12 protein-coding genes and 1 pseudogene are annotated in these 17107 nt (G+C 60.2%); 8 read left to right on the top strand and 5 right to left on the bottom strand.

Annotation, left to right across the window (positions count from 1 at the left end; translation table 11 throughout):
- Window positions 1-14: 14 nt before the first annotated feature.
- Window positions 15-377 carry a BrnA antitoxin family protein gene (locus J3P88_RS20585; protein WP_250965770.1) on the bottom strand — a complete coding sequence of 121 codons (363 nt, stop codon included), beginning with the start codon at window positions 375-377 and terminating at the stop codon, window positions 15-17.
- A gap of 754 nt (window positions 378-1131) precedes the next feature.
- On the opposite strand from J3P88_RS20585, the gene J3P88_RS20580 reads away from it, so the two are divergent.
- Complete coding sequence (locus J3P88_RS20580; protein ID WP_434571323.1) at window positions 1132-1407, top strand: hypothetical protein; 276 nt, start codon at window positions 1132-1134, stop codon at window positions 1405-1407.
- A 303-nt stretch (window positions 1408-1710) separates the two neighbouring features.
- On the opposite strand, the gene J3P88_RS20575 is transcribed toward J3P88_RS20580, so the two are convergent.
- On the bottom strand, window positions 1711-2658 hold the full coding sequence (locus tag J3P88_RS20575) for a LysR substrate-binding domain-containing protein (RefSeq protein ID WP_434571321.1): 948 nt from the start codon (window positions 2656-2658) through the stop codon (window positions 1711-1713).
- A 182-nt stretch (window positions 2659-2840) separates the two neighbouring features.
- Here J3P88_RS20575 and J3P88_RS20570 point away from each other — a divergent pair, with 182 nt between their 5' ends.
- Window positions 2841-4136 (top strand): dicarboxylate/amino acid:cation symporter, encoded by a 1296-nt coding sequence (locus J3P88_RS20570; protein WP_434571319.1) that lies wholly within the window; start codon window positions 2841-2843, stop codon window positions 4134-4136.
- A 10-nt stretch (window positions 4137-4146) separates the two neighbouring features.
- Entirely contained in the window at window positions 4147-5658 is a 1512-nt protein-coding gene (locus J3P88_RS20565; protein WP_434571317.1) for an amino acid racemase, read from the top strand.
- A 171-nt stretch (window positions 5659-5829) separates the two neighbouring features.
- Here the strand turns inward: J3P88_RS20565 and J3P88_RS20560 are convergent, their stop codons facing one another.
- The gene (locus J3P88_RS20560) at window positions 5830-6747 is read right to left on the bottom strand and encodes an AraC family transcriptional regulator (RefSeq protein WP_434571315.1); all 918 of its coding nucleotides are present in this window, start codon (window positions 6745-6747) and stop codon (window positions 5830-5832) included.
- A 310-nt stretch (window positions 6748-7057) separates the two neighbouring features.
- On the opposite strand from J3P88_RS20560, the gene J3P88_RS20555 reads away from it, so the two are divergent.
- Window positions 7058-8275 (top strand): MFS transporter, encoded by a 1218-nt coding sequence (locus J3P88_RS20555; protein ID WP_434571313.1) that lies wholly within the window; start codon window positions 7058-7060, stop codon window positions 8273-8275.
- Between the two features lie 579 nt (window positions 8276-8854).
- Here the strand turns inward: J3P88_RS20555 and J3P88_RS20550 are convergent.
- The gene (locus J3P88_RS20550; protein WP_186728251.1) at window positions 8855-9343 is read right to left on the bottom strand and encodes a hypothetical protein; all 489 of its coding nucleotides are present in this window, start codon (window positions 9341-9343) and stop codon (window positions 8855-8857) included.
- A 289-nt stretch (window positions 9344-9632) separates the two neighbouring features.
- Between J3P88_RS20550 and arsN2 the strand changes: the two genes are divergently transcribed.
- On the top strand, window positions 9633-10064 hold the full coding sequence (gene arsN2, locus J3P88_RS20545; protein WP_434571311.1) for an arsenic resistance N-acetyltransferase ArsN2: 432 nt from the start codon (window positions 9633-9635) through the stop codon (window positions 10062-10064).
- A gap of 156 nt (window positions 10065-10220) precedes the next feature.
- Here arsN2 and chrA read toward each other — a convergent pair whose 3' ends face one another.
- The gene (gene chrA, locus J3P88_RS20540) at window positions 10221-11579 is read right to left on the bottom strand and encodes a chromate efflux transporter (protein WP_434571310.1); all 1359 of its coding nucleotides are present in this window, start codon (window positions 11577-11579) and stop codon (window positions 10221-10223) included.
- Window positions 11580-11856: 277 nt separating this feature from the next.
- Here chrA and J3P88_RS20535 point away from each other — a divergent pair.
- The 3 genes and pseudogenes from J3P88_RS20535 (at window position 11857) to xth (ending at window position 17075) form a co-directional block, all read left to right on the top strand.
- Window positions 11857-13429: pseudogene (locus J3P88_RS20535) on the top strand (sensor domain-containing diguanylate cyclase).
- Window positions 13430-13633: 204 nt separating this feature from the next.
- Window positions 13634-16210 (top strand): bifunctional diguanylate cyclase/phosphodiesterase, encoded by a 2577-nt coding sequence (locus J3P88_RS20530; protein WP_434571308.1) that lies wholly within the window; start codon window positions 13634-13636, stop codon window positions 16208-16210.
- A 70-nt stretch (window positions 16211-16280) separates the two neighbouring features.
- Window positions 16281-17075 carry an exodeoxyribonuclease III gene (gene xth, locus J3P88_RS20525; protein WP_186728256.1) on the top strand — a complete coding sequence of 265 codons (795 nt, stop codon included), beginning with the start codon at window positions 16281-16283 and terminating at the stop codon, window positions 17073-17075.
- Window positions 17076-17107: the final 32 nt, after the last annotated feature.

Raw genomic sequence — 17107 nt, 5'->3', positions numbered from 1 at the left:
CGGATCTTCTCAGTTCATACCGATGCTTTGGCTTTACCGGGCTTAGATGCGTCCACCATCTTGTGCAGCTCTTCAGTCATAGCGGCTAGTCGCTTTTCCAGATCCTTCACATCGGACCGGGTAATGCCGTTTGCATAGGGTTTGACTGTTCGGGTTCGCTTTTGGGCTGCCGGTGCCAGATTGTGGGCAGTTTCAGATACCAGAGCCTGACGCAGTAAATTGTTGATGATGGTCTGATATCCAGTACCAGCACTTTCGGCGCGTTCGCGAGCGGCCTCGATCACGTCATCATCAAGCATGATGGTTATGCGGGTTTTGCCTTTGCTGCTGGCAACCGCCCCACGCTTGGCTGTGCTGAAATCGTATTCTTCTTTCATGAGGTTCAACCTCCCAGGTACTGACGCAGTTCTTTTTTGGAGGCTAGTCGCATATTGAATTCTGAATGTTGTCATTATGCATATTCTATATGTATAAAAAAGATCCTGTGTCAGCCCTTTCGTTTGGCTTGCGGGCAGTACGGGTGCGTTCAACCATACGATGAACCTCAGCTCTCGCTTATGGCGTTGAGCGCTCATTCGTATCGAAATCATTCTTGCGTCCCATCAACTGAACTACTGAGTCCAACGCCGGACACCCCCATCGGAAATTTCGTTCAAGCCGCGTCGCTCCCCGCTGACTATCCAGCCAATCACGCCGTGCGCTAAGTTCTCTCCGTCGCTGCAAATTCAGCGGCAGGGTGTGGAAGCCCTCACGAAAATCTAGCGCGTTGCGCCGCTAAATTAAAAAGCAGACGCTTTTCCTGGGTCTGCTGTTAAATTACGGCGGCTGTACGCGGGGCACCTTCGGGTGCGCCGGGTCCTAGATTCTCGGTCTTCCACACCCGCGTACAGCTGCCACCCACCATGTGGAAGTGGTGAAGGCAGTTCCTTTACATAATCTAGGATATAAGCCAAATGAAAAAGCTCACCCCCAACCCTCCGAAAGCCACAGCCAATCCAAGGTGGCTTTCGTCTAGCGTCACCCACGAACATCTCCTGCTAAATATCCGAAGCTCGATCCCGGATTCGCTCCCTTTGCCAGCGGCATCCCAATCCGCCACTGACCTCCCATCCCCGCAGGAGTAAATCCCTCATGTCCCGCTACATGCCCATCACCGGTATCGAAAACAATTTCCACGCGCTCCTGATCGACACAGAAGCGCCGCTGGACGTGCTGCACGACACCGCCGCTTACCGCATTGCCACTGTCACCCAGTTACTGGAAAACCTCGCCATGCGTTCCGACATCAGTACGGATGCCGTGATACTTCATGATTTTGCCCAAGTGCTGGCGATCCCCCTGCGCGATGGGTGTGATTTGCTGGATGTGATTGGGCGACGATTGCAGGCGCAGGTGTTGGCGTTGTAATGGAAATGGGTGATCTCATAAGGTCACCTTTGCAGCCAGCGATTTGTGGGAGCGGGCTTGCTCGCGATAGCGGTAGGTCAGTTGGTTGAGAGGTTGGATGTGCTGCCGTCTTCGCGAGCAGGCTCGCTTCCACAGTTTTTTCCGGGGTGTTCACAGACAGTGCGTACACCCTAAATCCACTGTGGGAGCGAGCTTGCTCGCGATAGCGGTGGGTCTGTTGATGAGTGGCTGGATGTGCTGCCGTCTTCGCGAGCAAGCTCGCTCCCACAGTAAAACTTGTGAGCAGTGCTTGAGTAACGTTGATCAATTCGCCTCCGTGGGCGCAGAGGGCGCGCTGCCCGGCCGCTGCAACGAAGCCCCCTCCAACGTTTTCCACAGCTTGCGCATCGTCGGATTGCGATTGGCAATCGCACAGTACGAGCGAATCTCCAATCGCGTGCTCCATTGCTCGCCACCGGCCCGCACCAACAGCCCGCGCTCCAACTCGTCGGCCACCGCACTCTGCGGCAACCAGGCCACGCCGTAGCCCTCGATGGCCATGCGCATCAGCAGCATCGCCATGTCCGCTTCATAACAGCGCTCCAGCGCGATCGGTTCAGGGCCGTTGTTGATGACGATGTCGGCGACGCGACCGAGGAACGTCGTTGCCGTGTAGGCCAGGTAGGGCACCGGTTTGCCGGCGCGGCCGGGCAGGCGGAACAGCGGTTCGCCCTTGCGGTTGGGCGCGCACAGGGGGATGAATGCGTCGTGGCCGAGCACCAGGCTGCCGAACCGCTCGGGGTCCAGCAGGATGGGGGCAAGTGGGTGGTGGTAGACCATCATCAAGTCGCAACTGCCTTCTTCCAAGGCAATAACGGCGTCGTGAATGTTGGCGGCCACCACCCGGGCGTTGAACTGTTCGTTGTGTGGCTGGAACTGCGAAAGCCACTTGGGCAGGAAGGTCATCGACAGGCTGTGGCCGGCGGTGATCTGGATCGAGCGTCCGGGCATGCGTTCCACGTCCCGCAGGGTCGAGCGCAACCTCAATAACCCGGCGAGCGCCTCTCGGCTTTCATCGCAGAAGGTGACTCCCGCGGGTGTGAGTTGGACAGGGTAGGTGCCCCGGTCCACCAGCTTGACGCCCACCCATTCCTCCAGTGAACGGATACGCCGGGACAAAGCCGATTGCGTCACGCAACGTACCTCGGCCGCGCGGGAGAAGTTTTTCCATTCGCCAATCGCCAGAAGATCGTCCAGCCATTTGAGTTGCATATCGAGAACTCCCGCTGTGAGAGCACGATTTTACTGCGCGATCTCCCGGCATAGCGCGGCCTTTCGCTAACTATTCCAAAAGCGCATGGGGCTAGCTGGATTACTCATCATCCTCTTGAGTCCGCTCCTTAGAATCGATCCTGCCAAGTAAAAAACTCCAAGAACTACTTGAGGACAGCACCGTGAAGAAGAATAAGCTCCCACGTCGTATTGCAATGGGCATTGCCCTGGGCGTGCTGGTCGGTTGGGCGTGTCACCATTTCGCAGGGAGCGAGCAAAGTGCCAAAGAGATCGCCAGTTACTTCTCGATGGTCACGGATATTTTCCTGCGCATGATCAAGATGATCATCGCGCCCCTGGTCTTCGCAACGCTGGTGGGCGGTATCGCCAGCATGGGCAATTCCCGTTCCGTCGGCAGGATCGGGGCGCGGGCGATGGCCTGGTTTGTCACCGCCTCGGTGGTCTCGCTGTTGATCGGAATGGGGCTGGTCAACCTGTTCCAACCCGGTGCCGGGCTGAACATGGACGTGGCCCAGCATGCGGCTGTGGCCGTGCCGGTCAATACCGGTGACTTCAGTCTCAAGGCGTTCATCGGCCACGTGTTTCCCCGCAGCATTGCCGAAGCGATGGCCAACAACGAGATCCTGCAGATCGTGGTGTTTTCGCTGTTCTTCGGCTTTGCACTGGCGGGCGTGAAACGGGCGGGCTACACCCGGATCACCGATTCCATCGAGGAGTTGGCGAAGGTGATGTTCAAGATCACCGACTATGTGATGGCCTTCGCGCCGATTGGGGTGTTTGCCGCCATCGCCTCGGCCATTACGACTCAGGGGCTTGGGTTGCTGGTGGATTACGGCAAGCTGATTGCCGAGTTTTATTTGGGGATCTTGATCCTTTGGGCGTTGCTGTTCGGTGCTGGCTACCTGTTCCTTGGCCGCTCGGTTTTCCACCTTGGCAAGCTCATTCGCGAACCGATTCTCCTGGCCTTTTCCACTGCCAGCAGCGAGTCCGCCTACCCGAAAACCATCGAGGCGCTGGAGAAGTTTGGCGCGCCAAAACGCGTGTCCAGCTTCGTGCTGCCGTTGGGTTATTCGTTCAACCTCGACGGTTCGATGATGTACCAGGCGTTCGCCATCCTGTTCATCGCCCAGGCCTACAACATCGATTTGAGTTTCACTCAACAGATGCTGATTCTTCTGACATTGATGATCACCAGCAAGGGCATGGCCGGTGTCGCCCGGGCTTCGGTGGTCGTGGTCGCGGCCACGTTGCCGATGTTCAATCTGCCCGAGGCGGGGTTGCTGTTGATCATCGGCATCGACCAGTTCCTCGACATGGCCCGCACTGCCACCAACGTGGTGGGTAACAGCATTGCCACGGCGGTGGTCGCCAAGTCCGAACCCCACGAAGAAGCCGACGAGGACGAGGATGTACATGCCCCTATTCAGTCGCGGTCCGAGCCGGTGCCGGCGGCTTGAGGAGACGGTCATGAAGGCTAAATCGAGATCGCGTCAACAGGCTTCCGTGGTGCGCAAGTTGGGCATCGTGGGCGGGCTTGGGTCACTGGCCGGGGGCGATCTGTTCTACAAGTTGGTCAAGTCCCGGGCGGTGCTCGAGGATCAGGGCCGCTACCATTTCCTGTTCGAGCAGCACCCCTTCAAGGACGTGCTGCTGCCGCTGGACCAGGGCTCGAGCATGACGTCGCGCAAGTTCTATGTGTTCCAGGTGTGCAAGTCGTTCGAGGACAGTGGCTTCGATGCGGTGATGCTTCCGTGCTTCGCCAGCCAGACATTTCGCGCTGAAATCGAGGAGGAGCTGGGCATTCCGGTGCTGGACATGATGGTGGCCTTGGCCCGGCACGTCCGCCATACGGTGTCGCCCCGGACGACGTTGGGGGTGATCGCCTCCGACTTCGTGCGCCATTGCGGATTGTTCGAGCGACATTTCGGGAAAGACTTCCAGATTGTTTACCCCGACGCAGACGCTCAAGCGAAGTTGATGGAGGCGATGTACGGTCTCAACGGCATCAAGGACGGTCACCTCGAGGGCGCCCCACTTGAAGCGGTCTATCAGGCGTGCCTGTCGTTGCAGGCCCAGGGGGCGACAGTGATCCTGCCCGGCATGACTGAGCTGTCCCTGGTGTGTGCCGATTTGCAGCGTCGCGGGATTACCGTGCTTGACATCAATGAGATCTACGCCGACTTCGCGACGCTGGACCAGCAGCCCATGCGCCCACCCTTCAAGCTGGGCATCGTGGGCGGCGTCGGGCCTGCTGCCACGGTGGATTTCATGGCCAAGGTGGTAGCCAATACGCCGGCGGGAAGGGACCAGGACCACATCAAGATGGTGGTCGAGCAAAACCCGCAAATACCGGATCGGACGGCCAGCCTGCTGCGGGACGAGACCGATCCGACGATGGCGATGTACGCCGCCTGCAAACGTCTTGAAAGCGCCGGCGCCAACGCCATCGCGATTCCCTGCAACACCGCCCATGCCTTCGTCGAGCGGATCCAGGCGCACTTGAGGGTGCCCATCGTGAACATGTTGAGCGAGACGGTGGAGTGGATTGCGCGCACCCATGGTTCGGGCCAGGCGATTGGCCTGCTGGCGACTTCCGGTACGGTGCAGAGCCAGGTCTATCATCAGGCGGCGCGTCATGCCGGGCTCCAGGTCCTCACGCCCGGTGTCGATTATCAGGCGATGGTCATGGACGCTATCTACGGACCGCGGGGTATCAAGGCCGGCTTCACGCAAGGCCTTTGCAAGGAGCAACTGTTGCTGGCGGCCGAGCATTTGTGCGAGTTGGGCGCGAGCGCGCTGATCCTGGGGTGCACGGAGTTGCCGCTAGTGCTGGGGCATTGCGAGGCGTTCGAGATCAACGGGCATAGGGTGGCGCTTGTTGATCCGACGATGATCCTGGCGTTGAAGTGTGTGGCGTTGGCGCAGGGGGCTGGCAAGCTTAATGTCTTGAACAGCCTGGAGCATGTTGCCGCGATTTGACGGGTGAAAGTTGGCCCTTGTGGCGAGTGAGCTTGCTCCCGCTTGAGTGCGAAGCGCTCACAAAAAAGCGGGCCGCTACGCAGCCCGCGGGAGCAAGCTCCCTCGCCACAATGGATCAAGCCACAATGGATCAAGCCACAATGGATCAAGCCCGGATCAAGCCCGGATCAATCAAACCGCTTTGGTGTGATTGCCTAGCCCGAGCAACGCCGCGATGTCCCGCTTGGGCGGTGCACCAAACAAGCGGGCATATTCGCGGCTGAACTGGGAAGGGCTTTCATAACCCACTTTGAAGGCCGCGCTCGCCACGTCCACGTGCTCGTTGAGCATCAAGCGTTTTGCTTCGTTCAACCGCAGCCACTTCTGGTATTGCAGCGGGCTCATCGCCGTGAGCTGGCGGAAGTGGTGGTGAAACGTCGGCGCGCTCATTTGGACCCGCGCCGCGAGGTCGTCTACGCGCACGGGCTCGGTGTAGTTCAGTTTCAACCAGTCGATGGCCTTGGCGATCCGGTAGCCCTGGCTATCGACCGAGGCGATCTGCCGTAGCCGCGCGGCCTGGTCGCTGAGCAGCAGACGGTAGTGGATCTCGCGCTGGATCAACGGTGCCAGTATGGGGATCGCTTCGGGTTCTTCCAACAACGCCAGCAGGCGTGCAAACGGCGCCAAGAGGTCGGGCGTCGCGGTGCCGATGCCGGCGCCAATCCCGACCGCTCGATCACGCGGGGGCGACAGGCTGCCTTGGGCGATCAGGTCGGCAACCATGCGCAAGTCGAGCTTCAGGACCAGGCCCAGGCAGGGTTGTTCGGGGCTTGCCTGCAGCACTTCGGAATTGGCCGGGATGTCCAGGGACGTCATGAGGAATCGCCCGGTGTCGTAGCCATAGGCCTCGCCACCGATCCATACCTGCTTCACGCCTTGGGCCACCAGCACGATGCTCGGCTCGATCATGCAAATCACTGGCGGTGCCGGGGCTTCACGTCGGAAGAAGGCGAGGCCGGGGATGGGCGTTTCGACGTCGCCCGGGTGTGGGGTCCAGTCGTCGATGATGGCGGTCATTGTTTCTTGTATGGATCTGCGTTGGGTGGCCATGTCGGCTCCGGGTGTCGTCTCGGCTCGAGCGCTATAGGCAGGACATTAACGCGCTAAGCGAAGCGCTGCCTATATGCGCGGGAACAACGCCTAGGATCAGGCAAGAATCTCATCGGTATGCACTACCTGCGCATTGACCTGGGCGATGAAGATAGCGGGCACGGAATAGGTGAACGCCGCCATTCAAAACGGTGCAAGCGAGCTTGCTCGCGATAGCGGTCTGCCTGAGACAGCGATGTTGGCTGTGCCGACGCCATCGCGAGCAGGCTCGCTCCCACAGGTTCATCAAGCAATACAGGATTGTCATTCAATGACCGATAAATCATTGCCACAAGACCCGCCCGCCTGGGGCGCGGTATTTGCCATGGCCCTCGCCGCGTTCGTACTGGTGGCTTCAGAGTTCATGCCGGTCAGCTTGCTGACGCCGGTGGCGGCGGATCTTCAGGTCAGCGAAGGGCAGGCTGGTCAAGGCATTGCCGTCTCTGGCGCCTTTGCCCTGATCACCAGTCTGTTTATCGCCTCGATCGCCGCCCGGGTTGATCGCAAATGGCTCCTGCTGGGACTGACCTTGCTGATGATCGTTTCAGGTACCGTGGTGGCGTTCGCGCCAAACTACGCGGTATTCATGGTCGGACGTGCGTTGATCGGCGTGGCGATTGGCGGCTTCTGGTCGCTGTCGGCGGCCACGGCCATGCGGCTCGTGCCGGAAGATAGCGTCCCGCAAGCGCTGGCCATCGTCAACGGCGGCAACGCCTTGGCGACGGTGGTCGCGGCGCCGCTGGGCAGTTTCCTCGGGGCGATTATTGGTTGGCGTGGCGCGTTTTTCTGCATCGTGCCTGTTGCTGCCATCGCCCTGGTCTGGCTGTTGTTACGCCTGCCCGCCATGCCTTCGCAGGCGAAGCGGGGCACCACCAACGCCTTCAAGTTGATGGCCCGGACACCGGTCGCGCTGGGGATGCTGGCGGTCAGCACGTTTTTCATGGGCCAGTTCATGCTGTTCACCTACCTGCGACCGTTCCTCGAGTCGGTGACACAAGTGAGCGTATCCACGCTGTCCTTCATGCTGCTAGTGATCGGTGTGGCGGGGCTGCTGGGCACTTTCCTGATCGGCGCCTGCTTGAAAAACAACCTCTATCGGACGCTCATCGTCATTCCTCTGCTGATGGCCGCGATTGCCATTGCGCTGGTGGGGTTCGGCGGGTCGGTCACGGTCACGACGCTCTTGCTCGGCCTGTGGGGTCTGGCGGCCACGGCCGCGCCCGTCGGCTGGTGGACCTGGCTTTCGCGAACGCTGCCGGAAGATGCCGAAGCCGGCGGCGGCCTTATGGTGGCGATCGTCCAACTTGCCATCGCCGGAGGCGCGACCGTGGGTGGCGTTCTGTTTGATCTGAATGGCTATCGCGCGACGTTCGAAACCGGTGCGGCCGTGTTGGGGATGGCCGCGGTGCTGACGGTGCTGGCTGCTCGTTCAGCGGTCCGAGAGCCTTCGTCGATTTCGGATACGGCCTCTTATAGCGCGGCGGATTGAGGCCAGTCCTGTAAGCCAGGAGAGGGCGACCGTTGGGCGCCTGAGCTTGGTGGCACATTGATGGCTTGTTATGCTCGGGGTCTGTTTATCCAGCATGTTGGTTGATTGTGACTACCGAGCGAATTTCCCAATTAGAACAAGCCCTGATGGCTGTGATCGCTGCTGCCGGGAAGATGGGCATCAGTAGCGATGAATTGTGTGCGCACGCCGTGGGCGGGCTGATATCCGATCCGTACTGGGTCTGGGCAGATGCCCAATATACGCAAGGTGCGGCTGACGAAATCGACAATGCCTTGAATAAACTTGTGGGAAGACCGGCGCAAGCATTGACGCTACTGGTTCCCGGGCCCGACTCAACGCTTGAATCAGCGCCGCGATGAAAATGGGTGAACTTTAGGGTTAGTACCTGTCAGTTAAGCAGCAAACGGCATAAATCCTGTGGGAGCAAAGCTTGCTCGCGATAGCGGCAGAGTCGCCAATATCGTAGTCGGCTGGCTTACCGCAATCGCGAGCAAGCTCTGCTCCCACAGGATTACTGCTTAGCTGACTGGCATTAACCTCAAGAGTCGCCCATTTGCCTTAAAGGCCGAGGCCTTCTTCTATCAGCGAGAGCAAAGTGTCCTCGTCCAGAATGATAGGATCAGGACGCGGTTGCCCGGCCGATCGCAGGGCTTGGATATGCCAAAGCGATTCGCCATGCTCGCCGAGCGAGCGCACGATGCAGTGTTCCTGCCCCTTCATATGGACTTCAATGCAGCCCTCGCCCTGGGGCGAAAAACGCGCAATCGGGTCGAATGAAATGCGGCGATGATTGCCTTCGATCACCAGTTGATCGATCGCGTAGTTATACGTCGAACCGCTGGAATGACTTTCAAATACGTGGGTGGGATTGCGCCGGATATCCAGGCCGGCCTCGCACACGGGCGCCAGCCAGATTTCGATCTGGCGATACAGTTCGTAGACCTGGGCGGGCCAGTGCTCGATTGCCAGGTCGGCACAGTTGTCGGTATCCGCGCGGGTCTGCTGGGTTTTCCTCAGTTTGGCCGCTAGCTCGTCTGCCTTGCTCATGTCGATTCCCTGTCGTGATGATAGGTTGAGCTTAGCTGATGGGCTGGGGGGTTCGTTTGCGCTGGGTCATGAGGTGGTGGGTTGCCGGAAGGTGGTGGTGACGGTAGCTGCTTAGCGTGGACGAGTTCGTCCATCTGTTGCACGCTTTCCATCAGCTCATCGAAAAAATGCTCACGGTTATCTCCAGTGCCTGACGATGGGACATGTTATTGGAATTCCATCCTCCTGTTCACCCTGTCGGTTGTAACCAAAATAGAGGATAACCAATGAATAGGAGCGAGCCCAAACCATGCGTATGACAGCTCTAAGCAATAACCACCTGGGACCACTGCGCGTTGCGCTTAGCTTGGCCGGCCTACCCGTGGACGACCTGACGTATCCTGGCCGACAGTTCTTCAGCTTCAGCCACCAAGGCGTTGAAGTGGCGTTTGCCGGCATAGAAGGAGAGGGGGCCGAGCGGTTGCTGCGCTCGCTGGTTGTGCTTGAGGGGCTGCGAGGCAAGGGCACTGGTGCGGCGGTGCTGGCCGCTATCGAAGCGTTTGCAAAACGCGAGGGGGCAGAGCGGCTTCACTTGCTGACCGAGAGCGCCGCCGCGTTTTTTACCGGCCAGGGCTATCAGCCGGGGGACCGCTCGCTGGCGCCCGTTTCGATCAGCGCGACGGCCCAGTTCAAGACCTTGTGCCCGGCTTCGGCGACGTACCTGAGCAAGCGCCTCGTCTAGTGGCCTGTGTGGCTAATTCGTGCACTCAACTTCGGCGCCAGAACTTGCCAGTCTGCGTTGCCATTCCTCGCCGTAGCGGGCTACGACTCGTCATGGCGCCTTGCCTGGCAAGCCCTGGCACTCGAATTTGAGTACTCGAATTAACCGTACAGGCCACTAGCGCAGCAAATGCACCGCCAGCCCGGCCAGGCCGCACGCCAGCAAGACCTGGATCACCCCGCGCTTGTAGCGAAACAGCGCCACGGCCGCGGCAATTGCAATGATCGCCGACGGCCAGTCCAGGGCACCTGCAAAACCGTTGGGCCAGAGCACGTGGTAACCGAAGAAGCACGCCAGGTTAAGGATCACTCCGACCACCGCTGCGGTAATCGCCGTCAGCGGCGCGGTGAATTTCAATGCGTTGTGGGTCGATTCCACCAGCGGGCCGCCAGCCAAGATGAACAGGAACGAGGGCAGGAACGTAAACCAGGTCACCAGCGTGGCCGCGACGGCCCCGGCAAGAAAGGCCTGTTCGGGGCCGAACACCTGCATCACGTAGCCGCCGACGAAGCCGACGAAGGCCACAACCATGATCAGCGGCCCGGGGGTGGTTTCGCCCAGGGCCAGGCCGTCGATCATTTGTGTCGGGGTCAGCCAGCCGAAGTGTCCGACGGCGCCTTGGTAGACGTAGGGCAAAACCGCATAGGCGCCGCCGAAGGTCAACAATGCGGCCTTGGTAAAGAACCAGGCCATTTGCGTCATTGTGCCGTCCCAACCGAACACAGCGGTCAGCAGGCCCATTGGCACGACCCACAACAGCGCGCCGACGACGACCAGCCGGGCCAACCTGGTAGCGCTGAACCGGGCGTGGTCCGGGGTTGGCGTGTCGTCGTCGATCAAGGCGGGGCCGAAGGACTTGTGCTGGGTAGCGTGGCCGCCCAGGCTGAATTTATCCGGTGCCCAGCGACCGCCGAAATAACCGACGGCAGCCGCACCCAGTACGATCAACGGGAAGGGGAGATCAAAGGCAAAGATCGCCGTGAACGATGCCGCCGCGATCGCCCACAGCCAATTGTTCTTGAGCGCGCGGGAGCCGATCCGGTGGGCGGCATGCACCACGATGGCTGTCACGGCCGGCTTGATGCCGTAGAAAATACCTGCTACCACCGGCACTTCGCCAAAGGCGATGTACAGCCACGACAAGGCGATGAGAATGAACAACGAAGGCAGTACGAACAACGCCCCGGCGACCACGCCACCCCAACTTCGGTGCATCAACCAGCCCAGGTAGGTCGCCAGTTGCTGGGCCTCGGGCCCTGGCAGCAACATGCAGTAATTGAGGGCATGCAGGAAGCGCCGTTCGGAAATCCAGCGCCGACGTTCCACCAGTTCCTGGTGCATGATCGAGATCTGCCCCGCAGGGCCGCCGAAACTGATGAAGCCCAGTTTGAGCCAGAACCAGAACGCTTCTCGTAGGCTGACGGCGCCGGGTCGGGTCAGGGGCTGTTCGTCATCGGTTCGGGTCGATTTGCTCATGGGCAGCGGGGCACTTAAAAGTCGAAGGCGCCCATACGTTATGGGGCGTTACGCAATTTAGATAGCCCCCAGGAAGGTTTGCTTGTAAACACGGGTACTTCTTCATTCAGGAACGCGCATTTCAGTCGGCTGGCGGGCGGCGTTTTGGATCCACTCAAGCCACCCATCGGCTCCGTTGCACAGGCAAATTGCCGCCTCACAAGCGGTAGGCTAAGCTCACGAATATTAAGGGTTATGGGCGAATTTGCTCATGCTTTTGCCCCCTTCAGGAACTCGCTTGCCTATCTCCATTTACGACCCTTTCCATACCCCTGCCGGCGCCCTGAAACGCCTGCCGTTGCTCAAGGCCGCGGTGACGTTTATCGCGGCGGTGTGCCTGTGCCTGTGCGGTTTACTTTTCCTGCAGTTGGAGCAGTCCCGTCGCCACGACTTGGAGTCGGCCCGCATCGCCTCGGCCACCCTTACCCGGGCCATGGCCCAGCAGGCCCAGGACACCTTCCTCCAGGCCGATCTGGTCCTGGCCAGCCTGGCAGATTGGATCCAGATCGACGGGGTCGGCCCCGCGGTATTGCCACGCTTGCAACAAACCCTCGCCCGCCGTGTGCAATCGCTTGAGCAGTTGCATGGGCTGTTCCTGTTCGACAAGCACGGTCACTGGATCACCACCTCCTTTGACTACCTGCACAGGGGAGCAGGGGTGGCGGATCGAGAGTATTTCGCTTTCCATCAACAGAATGCTTCCCTGATCGCCCATATCGGCCCGGCGGTCCGCAGTCGGCAAAACGGCGACTGGATCATTCCGGTTTCCCGGCGCCTGAATGATAAAGACGGCAACTTCCAGGGCGTGTTGATGGCCGGCATCAAGATGGTCCTACTTCGACCGGTTCTTTAAAAGCTTCAGCCTGGATGAGCAAGGCGAGATGGCCCTGGCTTTGTCTGACGGGACACTGTTGGCCCGTCGCCCCTTCGATGAGGCGCGGATCGGCCGCCCGTTGGACGAGGAGCATATCTACAACCATGCCCTGACCGGCGGGATGTCTGGCGATGCGACCATCCGTTCAGCCATCGACGGCGTCATCCGGTTGTATGGGCACCAACATTTGCAGGCTTATCCGCTGGTGGTCACCGCCGCGATGTCCGAAGAATCGATTCTCGCGGGCTGGCACGACCGGGCTTTCCAATCCAGCCTCATCGTGGGCTTGGTGGTCCTGGGCATCTGCTTGTTCGGCTGGGTATTCGTGCGCCAGGTCCGCAACAGCGAAAAGATCGAAGCGGATTTGCGCAAGGCCCAGGAAGCCTTGGCACTGATTGCTACTCACGACAGCCTCACCGGGCTGGCGAACCGGCGGTTGTTCGAGCGGGCCCTGGATATCGAGTTCGGCCGGGGCGCCCGTCAGCGCAGCCCCTTGAGCCTGATCATGCTCGACATCGATTTTTTCAAGCACTACAACGACGCCTATGGGCACGTGGCCGGGGATCATTGCCTGGCGGAAGTGGCCAAGGTGCTCAAGAGTTGTTGCCATCGCAAGGCCGACCTGGCGGTACGGTATGGCGGCGAAGAGTTTGCCGTGTTGTTGCCTGACACCAATCTTTCGGGGGCCATGGCGTTGGCCGAGCAGATCCGGCGCACTGTCATCGACAGGCACATCACCCATTCCGGCTCCCCGACCGGCTACCTCACGGTGAGCCTGGGCTGCTATGCCTTTGTGCCCAGCAGCCTGGACAGCATCGAAGTCTTCATCCAGCGCGCCGATGCGGCGCTTTACCAGGCCAAGCACAGCGGCCGCAACCGGGTGGCGGTGTTATCGACCGAAGGCGGGTTCGACAGCTTGGCGCGCTCGGATCGTTGAGATCGGTTGGAATCATCGGCAGCCTGCCACGGTCAACTATTCAGGCATCGCGCGGGCGGGTCTCCAGCAGCGTGTAGGCTCTTTCGCAAAACATCGTGGGCTCGCCAACGGATCGAGCAGTGGCTGCTAAGGTTACGAACGACTGGCCTCGGTCCTCATTTTTCCAGGCACCGAGGCCAGCGTTGACAGGATAGGAGCAGGTCAATGGATTCCACTGCCGATACCCCTTCAGGCACGGCACGTCACACCCCCATTACCCGTCGTCTGGTCGTGGCCGTCGCGGGACTGTTTGTCTTGGGCGTCCTGGTGGCGATCGCCGCGCTGTTCAACATCGCGCAAAAGCTGGACGCGGAGGACGTGCGCAAGACGCATTTCTATATCGAGCGCGCCCTAGAGAATCGTATCACCGCATCGAAGAACTACATTGCCAGTTATGCCTATTGGACCACGGCTTATGACCACCTTAACGGTGAAGTCGATGTGCAGTGGGCCTACGCCGAACAGAACATGGGCAAGACCCTGTTCACCAATGACGAATACGAAGGCGTGTTTGTCATCGATCGGCAACGCACCAAATATGCCGTGGTGCGTGGACGCAATGTCGAGGATGACGCCTCGGTTTATATGGACACGCCGCTGGCGGAGCTGGTGGACCAACTCCAGGCACAGCCCGACCTGACGATGTCGACGATCCGCTACACATTGTTCGAGGGTTGGCCGGCCGTCGTCACGGCGTCGGTGATCCTGCCCAACGACGAAAGGCCCCAGGTCGAGGCCAAAGGCACCTCGGTGTTGCTGTTCGTCGATCAACTGACGCCCGTCAAGCTGCGCAAGATGGGCAAGAGTTATGGCCTCTCCGACTTGAATCTCAAGAAAGACACCGAGCTCGAGCCCGGCCAGCCAGCCGTGCCACTGGACAGTACCGGCTACAGTCTGGTGTCCCGACTCGAGCGTCCGGGCCAGCAATTGCTCTGGTCCCTGGTGCCGCCGCTGGGGGCCGCGCTGTTGATCCTGGCCCTGCTGACCGCTTACTTCTTTCGTTATGCGTTGCGCACGGCACGGCATGTGGACGCCAGTTACGACAGCCTGGAAAGGTCCGCGCACGCCCTCGAGGCCAGCGAGGAGCGCTTCCGGGCCGTGGCCGAGGCGGCTTCCGACTGGATCTGGGAAATCGACGGTCAGCAGCGCATCACGTATCTGTCGGCGCGTTTCAATACGGTTACCGGGTTTTCCGACCAGCAATGGCTGGGGCAGGACATCGAGCAACTGCTGTATTGCGACACCACGCCAATCGCCCTTTGGCTGGGCAAGCTGACGGAGGAGCAGAGCACCAGCAACTTGCGCTGCTCCTACCGCGATCATTCCGGGCAATTGCGTTTCTGTCGCGTGTCGGCACGCCCGATCTACACCAAGACCGAAGTGGTGGGCTATCGCGGTACGGCCAGTGACATCACCGATGAAGTGGCGGCCCATGCCCAGGTCCAGCATCTGTCGATGCACGATGCGCTGACCGGCTTGCCGAACCGCAACAAGCTGGCGCGGTACCTGGATGATGCGCTGGTGGCCAAGGAACATGCCGCCCCCCTGACGTTGTTGATGGTGGACTTGGACAACTTCAAACCGATCAACGATTCCCTTGGCCACCCGGCCGGCGACGCGGTGTTGCTGGAAGTGGCTCAGCGGCTGCGCGACAGCACCCGCGAGCAAGATCTGGTGGCGCGGCTGGGGGGCGACGAGTTCGTGGTGGTGCTCAACGGCATGGAGCACACCACGGAAATCGATCGATTCTGTGAGCGGTTGATCGACAGCTTGCAGCAACCGATTCTCTACGAAACCCATTCGCTGCACATCGGTGCCAGCATCGGTATCGCCGTCAGTCGCCGTCAGGGTTACGTGCCCGGTGAACTGATCCGCTGCGCCGACATTGCCTTGTACCAGGCCAAGTCCGAGGGCAAGAAAACCTGGTGCTATTTCGCCTCGCAAATGAACGATCAGATCCAGCACCGTCGCCAACTGGAAAGCGACCTGCGGCAGGCCGTGAAGAAAAATGAATTCGTCCTGCATTTCCAGCCGCGCTACACCGTCGATGGTCGGGAGATCGTGGCGGTCGAGGCATTGGTTCGCTGGCAGCATCCGACGCAAGGCTTGTTGGGCCCCGATGCCTTTATTCCGTTGGCCGAGCAAACCGACCTGATTGTCCCGCTGTCTCGTTGGGTGTTGCGTGAGGCCTGCGAAACCGCACTGACCTGGCCGGGGGAATTGATGGTGTCGGTCAACCTTTCGCCGGCGCAGTTCGAGCGCAGTGACGTGGTGGAGGATGTGCGACAGGTGTTGATCGAAACCCGTTTTCCGGCGAGTCGCCTGGAGCTCGAGATCACTGAAAACGTGATGCTCAACGACGTCGATGGCGCCCTGCAGGTCATGAATGCCCTGAAGGAATTGGGCGTGCGCTTGAACATGGATGACTTTGGTACTGGTTACTCGTCCTTGGGTTACCTGCGCACCTATCCATTCGACGGCATCAAGATCGACAAGCGCTTCATCGCCTCCATGAGCAACAGCAGCAACGACCGCGCCGTGGTGCAGGCGATCATCAACCTGGGCAAGGCCATGGGGCTGACGGTCACTGCCGAAGGCGTGGAAACCCTGGCCCAGCTCGGTTCATTGGGCTCGGACCAATGCCACGAGGTACAAGGCTATTTCCTCAGCCGGCCGATCGATAAACAGGCCTTTGCGCAGTTGCTGGAGAACGGTCGGGCCTTACCGAAAACCGGCTCTTGAAGACTCGTTGCAACCACCGCGACGGGTTGACGGTCACAGCCAGTAACGTGGCATTTCGAGTAAGGGTCCTATGAAAAACCTGCGGATCGCAACCTTCAACATCAATGGCATCCGGGCCCGGCTGCCCAACCTGCTGGAATGGCTGGAGCGGGAGAAACCCGACATTGCCTGTTTGCAGGAGCTCAAGGCGGGGGACAAGGACTTCCCGGCGGCGGAGCTGGAGTCGGTGGGGTATGGGGCGATCTGGCACGGGCAGGCGTCATGGAATGGTGTCGCGATCCTGGCCCGCGGTGCGCAGCCATTGGAGAGCCGCCGAGGCTTGCCCGGCGGGGACGACGACAGTCACAGTCGCTATCTGGAGGCGGCGGTGCATGGCGTGTTGGTAGGGTGCCTTTACTTGCCCAACGGCAATCCGCAACCGGGTCCCAAGTTTGACTACAAGCTGGCCTGGTTCGAACGGCTGATCGACTATGCCCAAGGGTTGCAGGCCAGTGATCATCCCGTAGTGCTGGCCGGTGACTACAATGTGGTGCCCACCGACATGGACATCTACAACCCGCGCTCCTGGCTCAAGGATGCGCTGTTGCAACCCGAAAGCCGGGAATGCTATCAGCGCTTGTTGGACCAGGGCTGGACCGATTCGCTGCGCCACCTTTATCCGGAGGAGCGGATCTACACCTTCTGGGACTATTTCCGCCAGCACTGGCAGAAGAACTCCGGGCTGCGCATCGATCACCTGTTGCTCAACCCGGCCGCCAGCGCCTACCTGAGCGAGGCGGGCGTGGATGCCTGGGTCAGGAACCAGCCCCACCCCAGCGATCATGCACCCACCTGGATCCGGCTGGCTTCGCGCAAACAGCGCTGACCGGGGGCGATTGTTGTCTCTGTGAGGGGAAT

This window comes from Pseudomonas sp. Z3-6 (assembly GCF_051131985.1).
Classification (GTDB): Bacteria; Pseudomonadota; Gammaproteobacteria; order Pseudomonadales; family Pseudomonadaceae; genus Aquipseudomonas; species Aquipseudomonas zanjanensis.
Note: the sequence above shows the minus strand (reverse complement) of the source record. Positions and strands in the feature narration are given on the sequence as shown.

Excerpts from the sequence above, each read along its gene's own strand:
- J3P88_RS20585 (WP_250965770.1), bottom strand. The coding sequence starts at position 377 with ATGAAAGAAGAATACGATTTCAGCACAGCCAAGCGTGGGGCGGTTGCC.
- J3P88_RS20580 (WP_434571323.1), top strand. The coding sequence starts at position 1,132 with ATGTCCCGCTACATGCCCATCACCGGTATCGAAAACAATTTCCACGCG.
- J3P88_RS20575 (WP_434571321.1), bottom strand. The coding sequence starts at position 2,658 with ATGCAACTCAAATGGCTGGACGATCTTCTGGCGATTGGCGAATGGAAA.
- J3P88_RS20565 (WP_434571317.1), top strand. The coding sequence starts at position 4,147 with ATGAAGGCTAAATCGAGATCGCGTCAACAGGCTTCCGTGGTGCGCAAG.
- J3P88_RS20560 (WP_434571315.1), bottom strand. The coding sequence starts at position 6,747 with ATGGCCACCCAACGCAGATCCATACAAGAAACAATGACCGCCATCATC.
- J3P88_RS20555 (WP_434571313.1), top strand. The coding sequence starts at position 7,058 with ATGACCGATAAATCATTGCCACAAGACCCGCCCGCCTGGGGCGCGGTA.
- J3P88_RS20550 (WP_186728251.1), bottom strand. The coding sequence starts at position 9,343 with ATGAGCAAGGCAGACGAGCTAGCGGCCAAACTGAGGAAAACCCAGCAG.
- arsN2 (WP_434571311.1), top strand. The coding sequence starts at position 9,633 with ATGCGTATGACAGCTCTAAGCAATAACCACCTGGGACCACTGCGCGTT.
- chrA (WP_434571310.1), bottom strand. The coding sequence starts at position 11,579 with ATGAGCAAATCGACCCGAACCGATGACGAACAGCCCCTGACCCGACCC.
- J3P88_RS20530 (WP_434571308.1), top strand. The coding sequence starts at position 13,634 with ATGGATTCCACTGCCGATACCCCTTCAGGCACGGCACGTCACACCCCC.
- xth (WP_186728256.1), top strand. The coding sequence starts at position 16,281 with ATGAAAAACCTGCGGATCGCAACCTTCAACATCAATGGCATCCGGGCC.